This is a genomic window from Bacillus paramobilis, assembly GCF_038096195.1.
Taxonomy (GTDB): Bacteria; Bacillota; Bacilli; order Bacillales; family Bacillaceae_G; genus Bacillus_A; species Bacillus_A mobilis.
Window position 1 is genome coordinate 3,658,927 of sequence record NZ_CP151108.1, and the last position, 14,485, is coordinate 3,673,411.

Below are 14,485 nucleotides of genomic sequence, written 5' to 3' on the forward strand. Positions count from 1 at the left end.
CTTTATTCCTCCAATAATCCCGCAAATTCTTTTGATTCTTGTTTCTCATGTTTCGTACTTGCTAATTGCTGCTTTTGCCTTTGTTCTTGTTCTCGCTGTTCTTTACGATTTTCATCTTTATCTGAATAGCTAATTTGAATATTGATTTCTTTTTCTTTTAACTTCAGTCTCAATTCATCAAAAATGATTTCCACACGTTTTTTCGCATCGTGTTTTTCCATTTCTATGTGAACATCAATTTGATCTCCATGTTTTTTCATAAACACTGTTAAAGTACCAAGTTTTTCTGGATTTAACTGAAATAAAACACGTTCTTGTTTCACTACAAACTTTTGCAGCGCCTCTACTTGTGCTTCCATTTTCTTTCCTAAGTCAGGCAATGAAACTTTCTCAGCACCACTATTTGATTTCCCTATAGGATCAGTACTCGCCGCTTTATTTAATAACTCCGCACCCGCAGAATTTGAATCGTTGAATACATCACCTTCTGGCAACTCTATCTTTACATCATCGCTCTCAGCTGTCGGAAGATCTACATCTTTAGACTCTTCTTGTTTCTTTGCAATATTACAAGTCTCTGTTTCTACGACTTTCAATACTTGCATCATTTGCTCCGGCATCTTCACTTTATCTAATATCATTTGCATTGTATCTTCTAAACATATAGCATTTTTGATATTCATATTGGAAAGGAGTTCTTGTAATTGTTGTAATTCACCTGCGGGTAATTCGTTAAGTTTTATATTTCCATATTCTTTATATAGCTCTTGTATTTTTTGTATGTATTGATATAACAATTCTGGCTGCACACGTAATTGCTCAATTGCAACCATTTGCTCAGATACAGCTAATAATAACTGTTCTGTCTCTTTTTTTTCTTCTTTCTTTACATTAGGCTCTTCTTTCGTTGCCGTTTTTTTAGAAAGAATGTTTTCTTTTCTATCTTCTGGTGCATCTTCTCGCTTTGTTTTCTCCGTTTTCGGCTGCTGTTTATTTTCCATCCTCATCGCACGATCGAATGAAGAATCTTCACTTTTGGATTGTACTTCTAGCCCTTTGTCTTTTTGCGGAGGTAAACTTTGTTGCACCGGTAATACAGACTGTATCACTACATTCACCTCATCCATTCATACACATTTTCAAATCAAGAAGCATTCTTTCTTCCTGCTTTTCTCGTACTTTTGCAAGCTTTCTACAATCTTCTTGATACATCTCATCAATGACACGTTCTTTTTCTTTTACTTGTTCTAAAAGGCTTTCATTTTTTCGAATAAAATCTTCTGTTTTTTTAATTTTCCGATTCCATTCTTCTATTCTTTCAGGTGAAAACGTATGTGAGGAAAGCATACCAGCCATAATACGTTGCCCAGTTTGTACGACTTTACTACGCGATTTCACAACATATAAATCATATTCTTTTTTTTGTTCTATTTTTCTTTTTTCAGCTGTTAATTCATACACTTCTTTCAAAATCTGTTCTTTTTCTTGATTTATTTGCAATTTTATCGTGTCGTATTGCTGCTTATCCACCTGTTTTCATAGCCCCTTCCTATTATAACGCTCTCTTTTTCTATTATATAGTTTTTTTACAAAAAAATCTGTGAAATATTAAAAAACAAAAAAATAAGACCTGCAGGGCGCGAGGTCTTATACAATATGGTGCACTGCTTGAACGATATCATCAAATTGGAAACGATCTGATCGACCTTGTTTTAAAAATGAATTTATACCTTCTACTTTATTTTTACATTCAAAAACATAAGCATTTTCTTCATTTTCTTGAATCGTTCCTAATTTGAAATATAATTCATTTTCTTTATAAATAGATAAAATTTTTCTCATTTCATTTGCCAGTTGCCAATGGGTTGGCGAAACGATTTCTTCCATAATCCTACTTACTGAATCTAGCACTGAAATAGCAGGGTAATGACTGAGCGTTGCAAGCTCACGTTTTAATACAATATGTCCATCTAATATACCACGTGCTAAATCTGGTACAGGACCGTTTAAATCGTCTCCATCAACGAGTACAGTATAAATACCTGTTATAGACCCCTTTTGCGTTTTCCCGGATCGCTCTAACAGCTTTTTCATATAACTTTCCATTAAGAGTGTTTTACCACCAATCGGTAACTCTTTAACGGCAATATCAACACTTCTACGCGCATCAGCAAAACGAGTAACAGAGTCCATCATAAGTAATACGTTATTGCCTTGGTCTCGGAAGTATTCAGCGATAGATGTTGCAAGCTTAGCTGCGCGAAGTTGCATAAGGTGACTTTCATCTGACGTCGCTACGACAACGACGCTTTTCTTCATGCCTTCCTCACCTAATTCTTTTCGAATAAAGTCTTTTACTTCTCGGCCACGCTCTCCTACTAAACTAATAACGTTTATATCTGCTTTTGCATTTTTGGCAATCATTCCGAGTAAAGTAGATTTACCAACACCTGATCCAGCGAAAATACCAATCTTTTGACCGATGCCAATTGTTAGCATAGAATCAATGGATTTAATTCCGGTTTCAAATACATCAGTAATCTCTTCCCGTTCAAATGCATGAATAGGCGGAGCATCTAACTTTATTTTTTGCAACGGAATATTTTCAACGTTCTCATTTAACACTTCGCCATTTGCACTTAACACTTTTCCGAGTAAATGATTTCCACGAGGGATAACAACATCTTCATCAATTAATGTAACGGAATCTCCGTAACATACCTTTTCTGTCTGTTCAAATGGGAGTAACATATTGTTTTCTTTTTCAATCGCAATTACTTCACATAAGACGCTATGTTCTCCAACGAGACAAACATCTCCGATTTTCGCCTTTGGCCCTTTTGCTACGAAAAACTGCTCTTGTACACTATGAACTTTACCGACTTTCGTATAAAACGGCGTTTCAATAAATGTATTCCATTTTTGGTTTTCATTCATTAACAATCGATTCATACATTTTGCTCCTCAAACAACTTCTCTTCTTCCCATTTCTGGCGAAGCTTCGCAAATATAGGTGCAAATTTAAATTCAAAGAACTCTTTCTCTTCTTCTAGAACAAATTCACCGAACTGTAAGGAGAAATCGTATTTCCATTCTACTAATTGTAGTAACCAATACTCTTTCGTATTTTCCTTCTCTTCTTGAATACGTTCAAAAGTTTCTGGATGTACGGTAATAACTAGTTTTTCAAACGAAGTAGGCAATGTTTGAACGATGCCCGTTAATATAGGTAACACATCAAGTAATCTAGCATCTACTGCTTGATTCACAATTTTTTCTGCTAGTTGAAAAGATTGATCCCATAACAATTCCGTCCATTCGTATGCTGTTTCTTGTTGTTCTTGTTGAAACTGCGTATGTGCCGATTCTATCTCTTTCATCTGCTGCTGAACATGCATTCGAAATTGTTCTTGATCATGTAATAACTGCTGACGTTCTTGTTCTAACATTTGTTGTTCTTGCCTTAGCTGAGTCATTTCCATATGTAACGATTGTTGCTGCGCAAGAAGCTCTTCATGATCTACTTGGATTTCTTCTTCTACGTGAGCTACTATTGGTTTTGGAAATTGTAATTCATACGTTTCTTCAGAAAAAGAAACAGAATTCTTCGGAATTCTGTTTTTAAATAAGGACATCATCTTCACCTCTTTGAACGATAATTCTTCCTTCTTTCTCTAGCTTTTTCACCGTACCTGTAATTGTTTGCTGCGCTTTCTCAGCATCCGTCATCTTAAGCGGTCCTAAGCCATCTAATTCTTCTAGAATCATCTCTTTACGGTTTGAAGACATACATGTAAATAGTTTCTCTTTAATTTCTTCTTTTGCAATTTTAAGTGCTTTCGCAATGACACCGTTATCTGTAATTTCCTCTAATACACGGCGAAGTGCAAGATCTTCAAGACCAAGTAAGTCTTCAAAGACAAACATATTTTCTTTAATTTTTTCAGATAACTCATAATCAACTTCATCCAGCTTTTGAAAGACTGTTTTTTCAACGCCTCGTGAAACGTTATTTAAAATGTTCACGATTGTTTTTAAGCCATCTGTTTTATTAATTGCACTAAATGCCATATTATTTAATTTTGCTTTTAATAACTCACCAATTTGATTAATGAGTTCACCGTCAACTTGTTCTAGTTTCGCAATACCCATTACCGTTTCTACTCGCTTATGATCTGGCAATCTCTCAATTAACTGCGAAGCAAGCTGCGGTTTAATGTAAGAAGCGATAATTGCAATTGTTTGTGGTGATTCATCATTCAGCACTGTAAGAAGTGGCTCTAAATCTGTAAGTGAATTTAAAAATTCAAATGGATTATCTTTGTTATACCAAAGGTCTTCCAATAATTTTTCAAGCTCATCTTCTGGCATATTTTTAAATATGCGACGAATGTACTCTTTATCTGGAGTGACTAAGTTCAATTCTTTTACATTAAGTTCATATAAGAATTCCCCTAATACATTCTCTAACGTTTCCGGTTTATATACACGAAACTTCGCGATTTCACGAAGTAACACTTCTTTTTCCTCAGCCGTCATATATTCAATGACTTTCGCTGCCACCTCTTCATTTAATGTACGAATGAGGATGGCAGCTTTTTCTTTGGAGGAGATTTCATCTAACATCGTTGTTCCTCCCTTACTGTCCGTTTAACCATTTTTTAATTACTTTTGCAGTACCTTCTACATGTTCCTTCGTAGCATCCTGTACTTGTTCATCTAACGTCGGTTCTTTCGGTTCTTCTGGTTCAGGTTTTGGCTCTGGTACTATTTTCTCTTCAGGAATTTCCATAATACTTTCACTACTTGCAGCAACTTCCTCTTCTGCTAAGTATTCTTCATATTCCTCTTCTTCTTTCTTTCTCTTACGTCTTGCTAAGAAGAACCATAATAGACCAACGAGCGCTAACACGCCTCCTGTAATTCCACCGATTAACCACCAGTTCATACCACCTGCTTCTGGCTCTTTCTTCTTCTCTTCTTTCGGTTGATCAAACTGAACAGTTACAACATTAACTTGACCATTTGTAAAGTTGCCATTTGGATCAGCTTGAAGTCCAGCCGCTGTACCAATTGCTTCTTTGAAAGTTGTCATATCAATTCTTCGTTTTACTAACGTATCATTATCTACCCATACAACAACATTTGTTTTCGTTAATTCTGGATGTTTCTTAATCGTTTCAACTGTTTTATCTATTTCATAGTTTTCAATTTTGTTACCATTTTTATTATCGTAGACGATTTTACCATTTTGATTATTGTTCGTACCGTAGTTTGGCACTTCGCCGTTTGCTGTAATACCAGCACCTTGCTTCGTATCTGCTCCTTCTTGCGCAGTAGAGCTTTCTTCTTGCTCTTGTTTACTACGAAGTACACCTTTATCACCATACTTTTCTGACTGACGTGTGACTTCGTCGTAGTTCACAGATACTTTCGTATTCACTTTATATTCATTCGGCTTAAACATCGTCATTAATGTTGCATCGATATCTTGCTTTAATTTACCTTCAATTTGGTGTTGCATCTCTACTTCTTTCTCATAAGAAGAGGAACTACTAGAATGTGCTTCATCTGCTCCTTTTGAGATAACACCTTTTTTGCTATCGATAACACTCACTTCTTCGGCTTTTACACCAGGAACTGCCGCACTAATCATTTGCTGTACACCCGCAACTTGATCAGCCGTTAATAGTTGACCACGTTTCACACCAACTGTAATCGCCGCTGTCCCCTTTGCTTTTTCTTCATCAAAAATTGTCTCTTTTTCAGGTAATGTAATTTGAACATTTGCTGTTTCTATCGCCGCAAAGTTTCTTACAATATCTTGCTCCAATTGCTTTTTCGTACCGACAATTTGCTTCATTTTTTTATCTTGCTCACTTGAACCGAGCGAGCTTTCTAATAAAATTTCCTCACCGCTTTTTGAATTAAACGGTAAGCCCATTCCATTCATTTCTTTTCGAACCCACGGAGCATCATTCTTTTGCACACGAATCGAACCATCGGCTGCTAATTGGTAATCGACACCTAGCTTCGATAATTCTGCTGTAATCTCTTGCTTGTCTGCATCATTTAAATTTTGATATACAACAACATATTTATCTGGCAAGGTGAAGTATAAAAGTGCTCCTGTTACAATTGCTAAAAGCGCAGCACCAATGACTAACTTATGCCACGTTTTTAACGATTGGAAAACATTTTTTAACTTTTCCATTTAAACACACCCGTCCATTTTCCTAAATTTGCATATTAATTAGTGACTTATAATTTTCAATAAGATTATCACGTACAAGAGCAGCCGTTTTCATTTGAGACTCAGCTTTCTTTTGCTGAATTAAAACGTCATGTGTTTCTCCTACCCCTTTTGTTAGTAAATCATAAACCGCTGTTTGCGCATTGTTTTGTGTTTGATTCATATCTTCCAATAAATCGATAAACTTCTTCCCTTCGACTACAGGTGTTTCTGAAGTTTTCGGTGCACCAATTGACTGAATCGCGCCAAATGGCTGTGTATTTAACATTGGTTGGATTTTCATCTTCCCCTATTCCCCCTCTATCCTCGGCCGATTTCTAAATCTTTATCAAGCATTTTTTTATTCGCATTTAATACACTTGTATTTGCTTCGTACATTTTTTGAGCAACCATTACATTCGTCATTTCAGCAGTCACATCTACATTCGGATAACGTACATATCCTTCTTCATTTGCATGCGGATGCGTCGGATCATACACTAAGTTTTCAGTTTTGTCCGCTTCAATACTTTTTATTTTCACTCCGTTAGTAGGTGCAGCGTCTAACATATTTGCAAAACTATTATTTGATTCAAGTACTACACTACGGCGCTCATACAAATCTGCCCCCGGAGCTGCCGTTGTATTTGCATTTACAATATTATTTGAAGTAACTTCCATCCATTTTCTCGCTGTTGTCAGCCCTGATCCACTTGCATTAATTGCCTGAAACATCGTTGTCTCTCCTTCTACTATTAACGTCCACGCGCTGCTTGGTTAATTGCGTATTGTGTATTAATCGCGTTAATTGAAACACCATATAATTGGTTTGCTTTCATTAAATCTAGCATTTCCGTCGTTACATCCACACTATTTCCATCTTTATTCGTTTGCATTGATTTCGTTTGAATCTTTGCATAAGTATTTTTCGTATTTACTGTCGGTAAGTGCATTTCATTCGTTTGATATAAATCTGGATTGCTGTTTAAATCCGCAGCATTACTCTTATATAATGCACTACTTTTATTCATTTGCTCAGCAAATGTAACGTCTTGTGCTTTATAGCCAGGTGTATTCGCATTTGCAATATTACTAGAAACAGTATTTCGTTTCGTCACTAAATAATTCATATAATGGCTTACATCACTCACTAAATCTGGCATACTCCACACCCTTCCTTTTTAACTTATCATTTTGAACATAATGACCCACTGATGGAAGTTTCACTTCATTATTTAATTTCTTATATGTATTTATTAAAATATTAACTATTATGTACCCTTACATATTTTATTCCATTTTTACATTGTTGTCTTTAGAAAAATACAAAAATATAAAAAGAATATAAAAAAAACTGTATACGCGTAGTAATCTATATAACATTTCAATGTATTTACGATGAGCCAAATCCTATTTTTATATTATTTAGATTACTCCTGTTTTTTTACAGCCATAAAATGAAACCTCAATCAGCGGAACTATTTATTTACACGAAGGAATGGATCCCCTTTTAAAAAGGGGGATCCGTTCCCACACATTATTATTAATATTTACCGTAAAATGAATTTGCTTTCATTCGCCCATCATTTGTCATAATCATTTCTTCCAAAATCTTTTGCTTATCACGAATATGCTGTGCTGCCTTAATGATGAATGGGCTTACTTCTGCCGCAACTCTCTCGCGCGTTTCTTCATCCAATGTCATCATCCAGCGATTTAACATCGCACTCTTCTCAGCAAACTCTCCATCTGACACTTGCAATTCACCGATTTCATTAAAACAGCCGACAAATGCTCGATAAATATCATTGTTCATTTTCAAGCGCTCCGCGGTAACCGTCTATTAAATCTTGCAATACTTTTACAATCGCATCCATATCTTTCGCTTCACGTGTTACTTTCATCGTTTGAATTTGAACGCTAATCCAGTCATATAAACCATAAAGACTATCATATAAATCTTTCGTAATCTCAGGATTTAATTGCAGCTTTAATTCTTCAAAAATACGTTCCAACTTTTCAAGAAGTGCATCTCCTTCTTGTAGTTTAAAAGTATGTAACAGTTCTTCTAAATTACGAAACTCTACAATACATCTTTCATAAATAAAAATTGTATTTTTAATTGGATTACTCGTCATAATATCATTTTGCATATAACGTTGCCATGCTTGCATACGATCACTTCCTCAACTATCATTAATCATCACTTTTTTGTTTTGTCATTGCTTTAATTGTTTTTAGTTGGCTATCAAGCTCAGCTAGTGTACTTTCTAGCTTTTGATACTTCTTCACAATTTCATCTTGCTTTTGCAAGTTTTGTGCTTCAATATCTTTTATCTTTTTATCTAAATCACTTACACGTGAATCAATGCTTTTTACTCGTTCTCCAACTACACCTTTATCACCAAATAATTTCTCAAGTGGTTCTTCCATCATTTTTCCTAATCCGTTAGAACTAAAGAAAAATTGCTTCGCTGCATCCGGCTTCTCTTTTAACGCTTTCGTTAATGCTTCGTCATTAACTTCCATCGTTCCATCTTGCTTTAATTGAATACCAAATGAGAATAAGTAATTACCATCTTGAGAAAATGTTACGACGTTATTCATCGCTTGGCGTACACTTTGCATAATAGTTTGCCCTTGGAAAGCTCCGCCTTTTCCAGCAAAGATATCTATTGTAGAAACAGCTTTATTATAATCCGCTACCATCTTTTTAATAATATTTGATGCATCTGTTACGTTTGAGTCACTTACTGTAAACTTCAGTTCTATCCCTTTTGCTTTCGCCTCTGTTGTCTTCGGATCAACCTCTGTCTTTTCACCATCTGTTTTTTCTTCTACTTTTTCCTCAGTTACTTTTAATAATTCGATTTTCACACCAGGAAGAGCTTCAATTGTATTAGTAGAACTTTTACCTGCTATACCATTAATCGTATATTCAGCATTTTGCGCACTATTGATTTCATGAAGCGCTACGCCGTCATCATTAGCTAAACCTATTTTTTGAAACAATGAAGATTTGTTCCCCTCAAAATTAATTACTCCATCTTCGCCTTCTTTTTTTGAGGTCATGAAAATTTTATTCCCAAGTGTATATGCTGATACGCCGTAATCTCCATCATTAATTTTATTAATTAAATCTTTATATGTCATATCAGATGTTACTTTTAGTTCTTTACCACCTAGTTTTAGTGTTTCATCACTATTAATCTTGGCATCTATATTTTCAATTTGGTCAGAAGCTATTTGATGACGCTGCGCAAGCTGTGTAATCGTCATATTAAAAGTTCCAGCAATCGCACCGCCATCAGCTTTTACATTAATATAACCGTCTTGTGATGTTGTTACCTTTTTCTCATTTCCTTTAAAAGCCGCTAAATTTTTAAATGTTTGCGTGAAAGAACTAAATTCTGATTTTAAACTTGTATATAAAAGTTTATCTTGTGAAAGGCTATTCTTTTCATTTGTATACGGCGTTTTTCTCATATCCAGCGCATTCATTTCTAATTCAACGAAATTAGAAGTATCGATCATGTTATTTCCAAGGTTCCAAATCTGTTGTCTACCGCCAATACCTGTTAACGTTCCTGCCATATTTCTCACTCCTTATTTTTTACATGTAGTCTAAAATACTCGTTTTGCTCATCGTGCTAACCGCTTTAAGCGTCGCTTCATACGTCGCATTAATATACGCCAAATCAGAAATTGCTACAGCTAAATCAACATCTTCAATTTCTTTACGATTTTCTTGAAGCGCTAGATTTTGCTCGCTTAAAATTGTCTTAAACGTATCTACAGTGTTCATCGTTGCTCCTACTTCTGTTGTACGATTAATAACACCATCCAAGTTTTTCTTATTTTCCGCTAAAAACGGCTGTAACGCCTTTTGATCACCACTTTGCATCGCGTCTTTCATCTTTACTAACGTTTGAATAACAGGGGTTAGTAAGTTCTCGCCATTACGAAACGCTTTAATTTCATAACCATCATTCAGCTTCCACATTACATCTTTTTCGCCGCCCTGGTATGTTCCATCATCTGCAAATGGAGGTTTCTCTGCACTATCTCCACCAAACAGATAGCGACCTTGCTCTTTCGTATTCGCTAAATATACAACTTGTTTTAAAATTTGATCGATTTCGGCACCGATTGCCTTTAATTCTTTTTCACCATTTGGTCCATTTAACGCTTGTATTGTTAATTGATCTGCTCTCGTTAAAGATTTCACAATACCTGATAATGTAGTTTCTGTCTGACTTAGTACATTTTTAGAATCCGCTATATCTTTTTGCATTTGTTCAATATTCGCCAACGAATGTTGAATCGCGAATGATTTACTTGCTGCAAGTGGATCTTCGCTCATAAGAAGATTTTTCTTGCCTGAAGTTACTTGATTTCGATGATATTGCTGCTGCACATTTAAATCCATTAGCTGATTCTTTGCCCAGTTTGCATTTTGAAATGTAGATACTCTCATTTCTATCTCCTCCTTACTTATTTTGAATCAATTACTATTCCCTATCGGATAATCGAAAACAGACTATCAAACACTTCATTCATCGTAGAAATAGCTTTAGAGTTTGCTACGAAGTATTTTTGGAAGGCCATTAAATTTACCATTTCCTCTTCCATGTTCACGCCTTCGACACTCATCTTTTCTTGCTGAATACCTTCTAATAAATCTCCATGAATTTTTTGATAACCATTCACTTCACTTTTATCAGATGCTACCTTAACGATGAATTGGTCTAATGCTTTTTTATATGAAAGACCATCTTTATAATCGTCATCTGTAATTCCTGCCAGTTTATTTGCAGTTTCAGCAGATATTTTCATTTTCGAAAAATCATTCGCGAATTCCGGATTTAATTTCAACTCTTTCGCATAATCTCCAACGAAGAAATCTTTTCCCATCACTGTATTTACTTCATTTTTCATTGAACTCATTAAGTCTTCAAGATTTTTCTTATAACTAGCAATCTGTCCTTTCGTATCAACCGCTGATTTTATTGCACCACTAGTTAACGGGATTTCCGAGCCGTATATTTCAACTGACATTGGCTCTTTCGTTTTATTTAATTGGAGCGGATATGTATCTTGTCCATTTACTGTTAAAACACCATTCATTCTAACACTTGCGATATTAGGATTCATAGATTCATAAGATACTTCTATATTGGCGTACTTTGACATTTCTGTAACGATGCGGTCACGTTCGTCTAAAAGTTGATTCGGTACTTGTGTACCAGCCTGCCCAATTTTTTTATTCGCTTCTGCTAAACTAGCAGCAAGACGATTAAATTCATTAACATGTGCTTCAATATCTTCTGTCGTCTGCGCTTCTACTGAATCTAAGTTTTTCGCAAGTTTATTTACCTGACTTGTAAACTTCCCAGTTTCAGAAATTAGCGTATCGTAATAGTTTGATTGATCTGGATTTTTTGCAACTTCTCGAAAAGCATTAAAAAATCCATCCATTAAACTAGATAGTGAATTTTTCCCTGTCGTTCCTACCATAGACTCTACTCGTGATAAAACAGAATTCTTATAATTATAGTAAGCGAGCTGAGATAATTGGTCGTTAAACTGTTTCGTCTTCACTTCATCTGTAATACGATCAACACCTAACGTTTGCACACCATAACCAATTCTCTGTTCCGGCGTATGCCCATTACTTGCTCCAACAGAACCGAAATTCACCGCTTGACGTACATATCCCGGTGTATGAATGTTAGACAAGTTTTGTTTCGTCGTTTGTAATCCCATTTGTGCCGCTAGCATGCCCGATAACGGGGTATTATAATCAGATAATCTCATAATGCTTCACTTCCCCTTTACAATAGTTCGTTCATAAAGATTTGCGAATTATTGTTTCGTTCTAAGTTATATTCAGAAACGGAATCCACAATACTTTCTGTAGTTTTTAATAGTACGTTTAAGTAATATTGATTTTTTAAAAGAATCATTTTTACATTCTCTTCTAATTCAGTTAAGTTTTTTTGTAATTTTTCTATTTTTTCAATTTCTTCATGAGAAAAATACGAAAATAACGCACTTACGCGAAATGATTCCACTCCTTGTTCTTTACAATACTGAACAACCATTTCTTCAAATGAATTTGATAACTTTTTTAAACCATCAATATACTGCAATTGCTCTACTTGCAGTTTTTGAACCGCATTTACATTTTTATGTTTTAAATGCTCATATATTTGTTCTCCAAGCGTTTGAATGTTTTCATATGCTTTTTGAATAATAACGAGCTTTTCATATAATTGTATATACATATAGCTTCCTTCCCTTTTACAAGACTAAATTTACAATTAAACCGTGGATTTCTCCAATTTGATTTAACATTTCTAAATGTCCCGTTTTTGTATTAATTAAATTCATAACATCTTCTAACTCATTCAATCCCACTTCTGCCTGCTTTACAATCGTCATTTTTTGGGAATATCCATAACGTGGATGACGAGACATGACATCTTTATATTGCAATACATTATCAACGTAAAAATTCAAAAATGATTTTACTGTATTTTTGTATTCCATTACGTTATCAAGTGTTAATTCCATTTCAATTTTCTCTTTAATTTCTCCAATATTATCAACAAACGCTTCCATTTGTTCTAACAATTTATCTTTTTTCGGATCTGCATGCAAATTATCCGAAAATGCAAGTCCTGTCCTGACATTTGCTTCTTTCGGCATTTGAGTAGCAGGCGGTATATGCGATAAAATTGGATTATGCGAGATAGAACGCAGCATATATATCACCTATTTATTTTTTTATTTCTTCCTAAAGTTAATCGTAAAATCTAGTTATTTATAATTATACTCTGAACACTAATATTTTGCAGTTATTTTTTATAGAAGATATGTTACAATTTAGCATGAGGTGGCACAATTCTATGAATATTTTTCTTTGTGGTTCAAATCAATTAACAGCATTAGATCAAGAAGAAATTAAAAAATTTTTAACTGACTATGCTCACAAACATAAAATTTACATATTATGTTATAAAACTATTGAAAATGAGGTACTTCGTTTTTTCGTCGAAAACGAAAGACTCGCCCAAAATTTATGCCTTTACACGCTACAACCGTTACAAGCAGTAACAGATGAATTTCAAGAAATCGTTGATTATTTAAAAAAACACGGAGCCGAGTATGTTGCTTTTGATCATCCTTCCGACTCTATTTACCGATCAGATTATATGTTTTTTGTTAAACAAATTATTGAAGATACCGATTTAGTTCTCTGTTTTTATAACGGAGACAAACATACATCTGTCATTCCCGTTGATATTGCAAAAGATGCCGGGATTGATGCTGTCATTTATGATTTACCAGGTTTACATGAAAAGCAAATGAAAAAAAGCTTTGAACAAAAAATTCGTATGATGTAAAGGGGGCGGCACAATATCGTTATTGTGCCCAGTGTAAATATGATAATTGAACAAGATTATGATCATTTTATCGCTAGTTTCAAACAACAATTCAATATGGATATCGCTTCGTATAAACAAGATAGAATGCGCCGTAGAATCGATGCTTTTATTTCAAGAAAAGGCTTTGAAAACTACACTACTTTTTTAAGTACTTTACGTGTCGATCAAAGCTTATTTTTAAGTTTTATTGACTATATTACAATAAACGTTTCAGAGTTTTTTAGAAATAAAGAACGTTGGCAAACGTTAGAAACGAAAGCACTACCAAAATTACTCGAACAAAATAACGGAAAATTGAAAGTATGGAGTGCCGCTTGCGCTGCCGGTGAAGAGCCATATACACTCTCTTTAATTTTAGCGAAACATCTATCTCCATTTCGCTATGAAATACTAGCAACGGATCTTGATTTTCATATTTTAGAGACTGCAAAACGCGCTCAATATACGGAACGTTCTTTAAAAGAATTACCTAGCGATTTGAAAGAGCGTCATTTCACAAAAGAGGATGATATATACTCATTGCATCAAAACATGAAGCAAAACGTCACGTTCAAACAACATGACCTGTTAATGCAGTCGTTCGATACAAATTACGATTTGATTATTTGTCGTAATGTAATGATCTATTTCACAGAAGAAGCAAGAGTTAAACTTTACGAAAAGTTTAGCCGTTCTTTACGAAAAGGCGGTGTGCTATTTGTTGGTAGCACAGAACAAATTTTAACACCCGAACGATTCAATCTTCAGCGTTTTGATACATTCTTTTATGAAAAAATATAAAAGAGGTCGTCACAATTTAATG

The 14,485-nt window shown here is 34.6% G+C and carries 17 protein-coding genes and 1 pseudogene; 2 read left to right on the forward strand and 16 right to left on the reverse strand.

Translation table 11 applies throughout. The features are described from left to right. Window positions 1-2: 2 nt before the first annotated feature. From AABL52_RS18625 to AABL52_RS18700, 16 genes and pseudogenes are all read right to left on the reverse strand, one after another. Window positions 3-1,109, reverse strand: coding sequence for a flagellar hook-length control protein FliK (locus tag AABL52_RS18625; protein ID WP_341518174.1), 1,107 nt, complete (start codon window positions 1,107-1,109; stop codon window positions 3-5). A 10-nt stretch (window positions 1,110-1,119) separates the two neighbouring features. Then, window positions 1,120-1,530, reverse strand: coding sequence for a cytoplasmic protein (locus tag AABL52_RS18630; RefSeq protein ID WP_144564736.1), 411 nt, complete (start codon window positions 1,528-1,530; stop codon window positions 1,120-1,122). Between the two features lie 117 nt (window positions 1,531-1,647). Next, window positions 1,648-2,952, reverse strand: coding sequence for a flagellar protein export ATPase FliI (gene fliI / locus AABL52_RS18635; RefSeq protein WP_098237480.1), 1,305 nt, complete (start codon window positions 2,950-2,952; stop codon window positions 1,648-1,650). Beyond that, entirely contained in the window at window positions 2,949-3,635 is a 687-nt protein-coding gene (locus AABL52_RS18640; protein WP_340420870.1) for a FliH/SctL family protein, read from the reverse strand. The genes fliI and AABL52_RS18640 overlap by 4 nt, the downstream gene beginning before the upstream one ends. After that, window positions 3,622-4,626 (reverse strand): flagellar motor switch protein FliG, encoded by a 1,005-nt coding sequence (gene fliG / locus AABL52_RS18645; protein WP_063263684.1) that lies wholly within the window; start codon window positions 4,624-4,626, stop codon window positions 3,622-3,624. The genes AABL52_RS18640 and fliG overlap by 14 nt, the downstream gene beginning before the upstream one ends. Window positions 4,627-4,639: 13 nt before the next feature. After that, window positions 4,640-6,214, reverse strand: a complete 1,575-nt coding sequence (locus tag AABL52_RS18650) for a flagellar M-ring protein FliF C-terminal domain-containing protein (protein ID WP_341518175.1) — start codon at window positions 6,212-6,214, stop codon at window positions 4,640-4,642. Window positions 6,215-6,236: 22 nt separating this feature from the next. After that, window positions 6,237-6,536: a flagellar hook-basal body complex protein FliE gene (fliE, locus tag AABL52_RS18655; protein WP_000701677.1), complete on the reverse strand. Its 300-nt coding sequence runs from the start codon at window positions 6,534-6,536 to the stop codon at window positions 6,237-6,239. A gap of 17 nt (window positions 6,537-6,553) precedes the next feature. Beyond that, a complete protein-coding gene (flgC, locus tag AABL52_RS18660) occupies window positions 6,554-6,967 on the reverse strand; it encodes a flagellar basal body rod protein FlgC (protein WP_000484669.1) in 414 nt (137 codons plus the stop codon). A gap of 20 nt (window positions 6,968-6,987) precedes the next feature. Further along, window positions 6,988-7,459, reverse strand: a pseudogene (gene flgB / locus AABL52_RS18665) (flagellar basal body rod protein FlgB). A gap of 316 nt (window positions 7,460-7,775) precedes the next feature. Then, window positions 7,776-8,048, reverse strand: coding sequence for a flagellar biosynthesis protein FlgG (locus tag AABL52_RS18670; protein ID WP_340420871.1), 273 nt, complete (start codon window positions 8,046-8,048; stop codon window positions 7,776-7,778). After that, complete coding sequence (fliS, locus tag AABL52_RS18675; RefSeq protein WP_073517848.1) at window positions 8,038-8,406, reverse strand: flagellar export chaperone FliS; 369 nt, start codon at window positions 8,404-8,406, stop codon at window positions 8,038-8,040. The genes AABL52_RS18670 and fliS overlap by 11 nt, the downstream gene beginning before the upstream one ends. A 22-nt stretch (window positions 8,407-8,428) precedes the next feature. Beyond that, the gene (locus tag AABL52_RS18680) at window positions 8,429-9,826 is read right to left on the reverse strand and encodes a flagellar hook-associated protein 2 (protein ID WP_341518177.1); all 1,398 of its coding nucleotides are present in this window, start codon (window positions 9,824-9,826) and stop codon (window positions 8,429-8,431) included. A gap of 19 nt (window positions 9,827-9,845) precedes the next feature. Next, entirely contained in the window at window positions 9,846-10,709 is an 864-nt protein-coding gene (locus AABL52_RS18685; protein ID WP_001266399.1) for a flagellar hook-associated protein 3, read from the reverse strand. A 41-nt stretch (window positions 10,710-10,750) separates the two neighbouring features. Next, window positions 10,751-12,049: a flagellar hook-associated protein FlgK gene (gene flgK, locus AABL52_RS18690; RefSeq protein WP_341518178.1), complete on the reverse strand. Its 1,299-nt coding sequence runs from the start codon at window positions 12,047-12,049 to the stop codon at window positions 10,751-10,753. Between the two features lie 17 nt (window positions 12,050-12,066). Next, window positions 12,067-12,519, reverse strand: coding sequence for a flagellar export chaperone FlgN (locus AABL52_RS18695; protein ID WP_341518179.1), 453 nt, complete (start codon window positions 12,517-12,519; stop codon window positions 12,067-12,069). 16 nt (window positions 12,520-12,535) lie between these two features. Continuing rightward, window positions 12,536-13,000, reverse strand: a complete 465-nt coding sequence (locus AABL52_RS18700; protein ID WP_073517845.1) for a YaaR family protein — start codon at window positions 12,998-13,000, stop codon at window positions 12,536-12,538. 143 nt (window positions 13,001-13,143) lie between these two features. Between AABL52_RS18700 and AABL52_RS18705 the strand changes: the two genes are divergently transcribed. Continuing rightward, a complete protein-coding gene (locus AABL52_RS18705; protein WP_341518180.1) occupies window positions 13,144-13,641 on the forward strand; it encodes a flagellar motor switch protein FliG in 498 nt (165 codons plus the stop codon). Between the two features lie 39 nt (window positions 13,642-13,680). Then, window positions 13,681-14,463 (forward strand): CheR family methyltransferase, encoded by a 783-nt coding sequence (locus tag AABL52_RS18710; RefSeq protein WP_341518181.1) that lies wholly within the window; start codon window positions 13,681-13,683, stop codon window positions 14,461-14,463. The last annotated feature ends 22 nt before the right edge of the window (window positions 14,464-14,485 follow it).

What these genes read in the sequence shown, in the direction of transcription:
- fliI (WP_098237480.1), bottom strand. Translation starts at nt 2,952, where the DNA reads ATGAATCGATTGTTAATGAATGAAAACCAAAAATGGAATACATTTATT.
- AABL52_RS18640 (WP_340420870.1), bottom strand. Translation starts at nt 3,635, where the DNA reads ATGTCCTTATTTAAAAACAGAATTCCGAAGAATTCTGTTTCTTTTTCT.
- fliG (WP_063263684.1), bottom strand. Translation starts at nt 4,626, where the DNA reads ATGTTAGATGAAATCTCCTCCAAAGAAAAAGCTGCCATCCTCATTCGT.
- AABL52_RS18650 (WP_341518175.1), bottom strand. Translation starts at nt 6,214, where the DNA reads ATGGAAAAGTTAAAAAATGTTTTCCAATCGTTAAAAACGTGGCATAAG.
- fliE (WP_000701677.1), bottom strand. Translation starts at nt 6,536, where the DNA reads ATGAAAATCCAACCAATGTTAAATACACAGCCATTTGGCGCGATTCAG.
- flgC (WP_000484669.1), bottom strand. Translation starts at nt 6,967, where the DNA reads ATGTTTCAGGCAATTAATGCAAGTGGATCAGGGCTGACAACAGCGAGA.
- AABL52_RS18670 (WP_340420871.1), bottom strand. Translation starts at nt 8,048, where the DNA reads ATGAACAATGATATTTATCGAGCATTTGTCGGCTGTTTTAATGAAATC.
- fliS (WP_073517848.1), bottom strand. Translation starts at nt 8,406, where the DNA reads ATGCAAGCATGGCAACGTTATATGCAAAATGATATTATGACGAGTAAT.
- AABL52_RS18680 (WP_341518177.1), bottom strand. Translation starts at nt 9,826, where the DNA reads ATGGCAGGAACGTTAACAGGTATTGGCGGTAGACAACAGATTTGGAAC.
- AABL52_RS18685 (WP_001266399.1), bottom strand. Translation starts at nt 10,709, where the DNA reads ATGAGAGTATCTACATTTCAAAATGCAAACTGGGCAAAGAATCAGCTA.
- flgK (WP_341518178.1), bottom strand. Translation starts at nt 12,049, where the DNA reads ATGAGATTATCTGATTATAATACCCCGTTATCGGGCATGCTAGCGGCA.
- AABL52_RS18695 (WP_341518179.1), bottom strand. Translation starts at nt 12,519, where the DNA reads ATGTATATACAATTATATGAAAAGCTCGTTATTATTCAAAAAGCATAT.
- AABL52_RS18700 (WP_073517845.1), bottom strand. Translation starts at nt 13,000, where the DNA reads ATGCTGCGTTCTATCTCGCATAATCCAATTTTATCGCATATACCGCCT.
- AABL52_RS18705 (WP_341518180.1), top strand. Translation starts at nt 13,144, where the DNA reads ATGAATATTTTTCTTTGTGGTTCAAATCAATTAACAGCATTAGATCAA.
- AABL52_RS18710 (WP_341518181.1), top strand. Translation starts at nt 13,681, where the DNA reads ATGATAATTGAACAAGATTATGATCATTTTATCGCTAGTTTCAAACAA.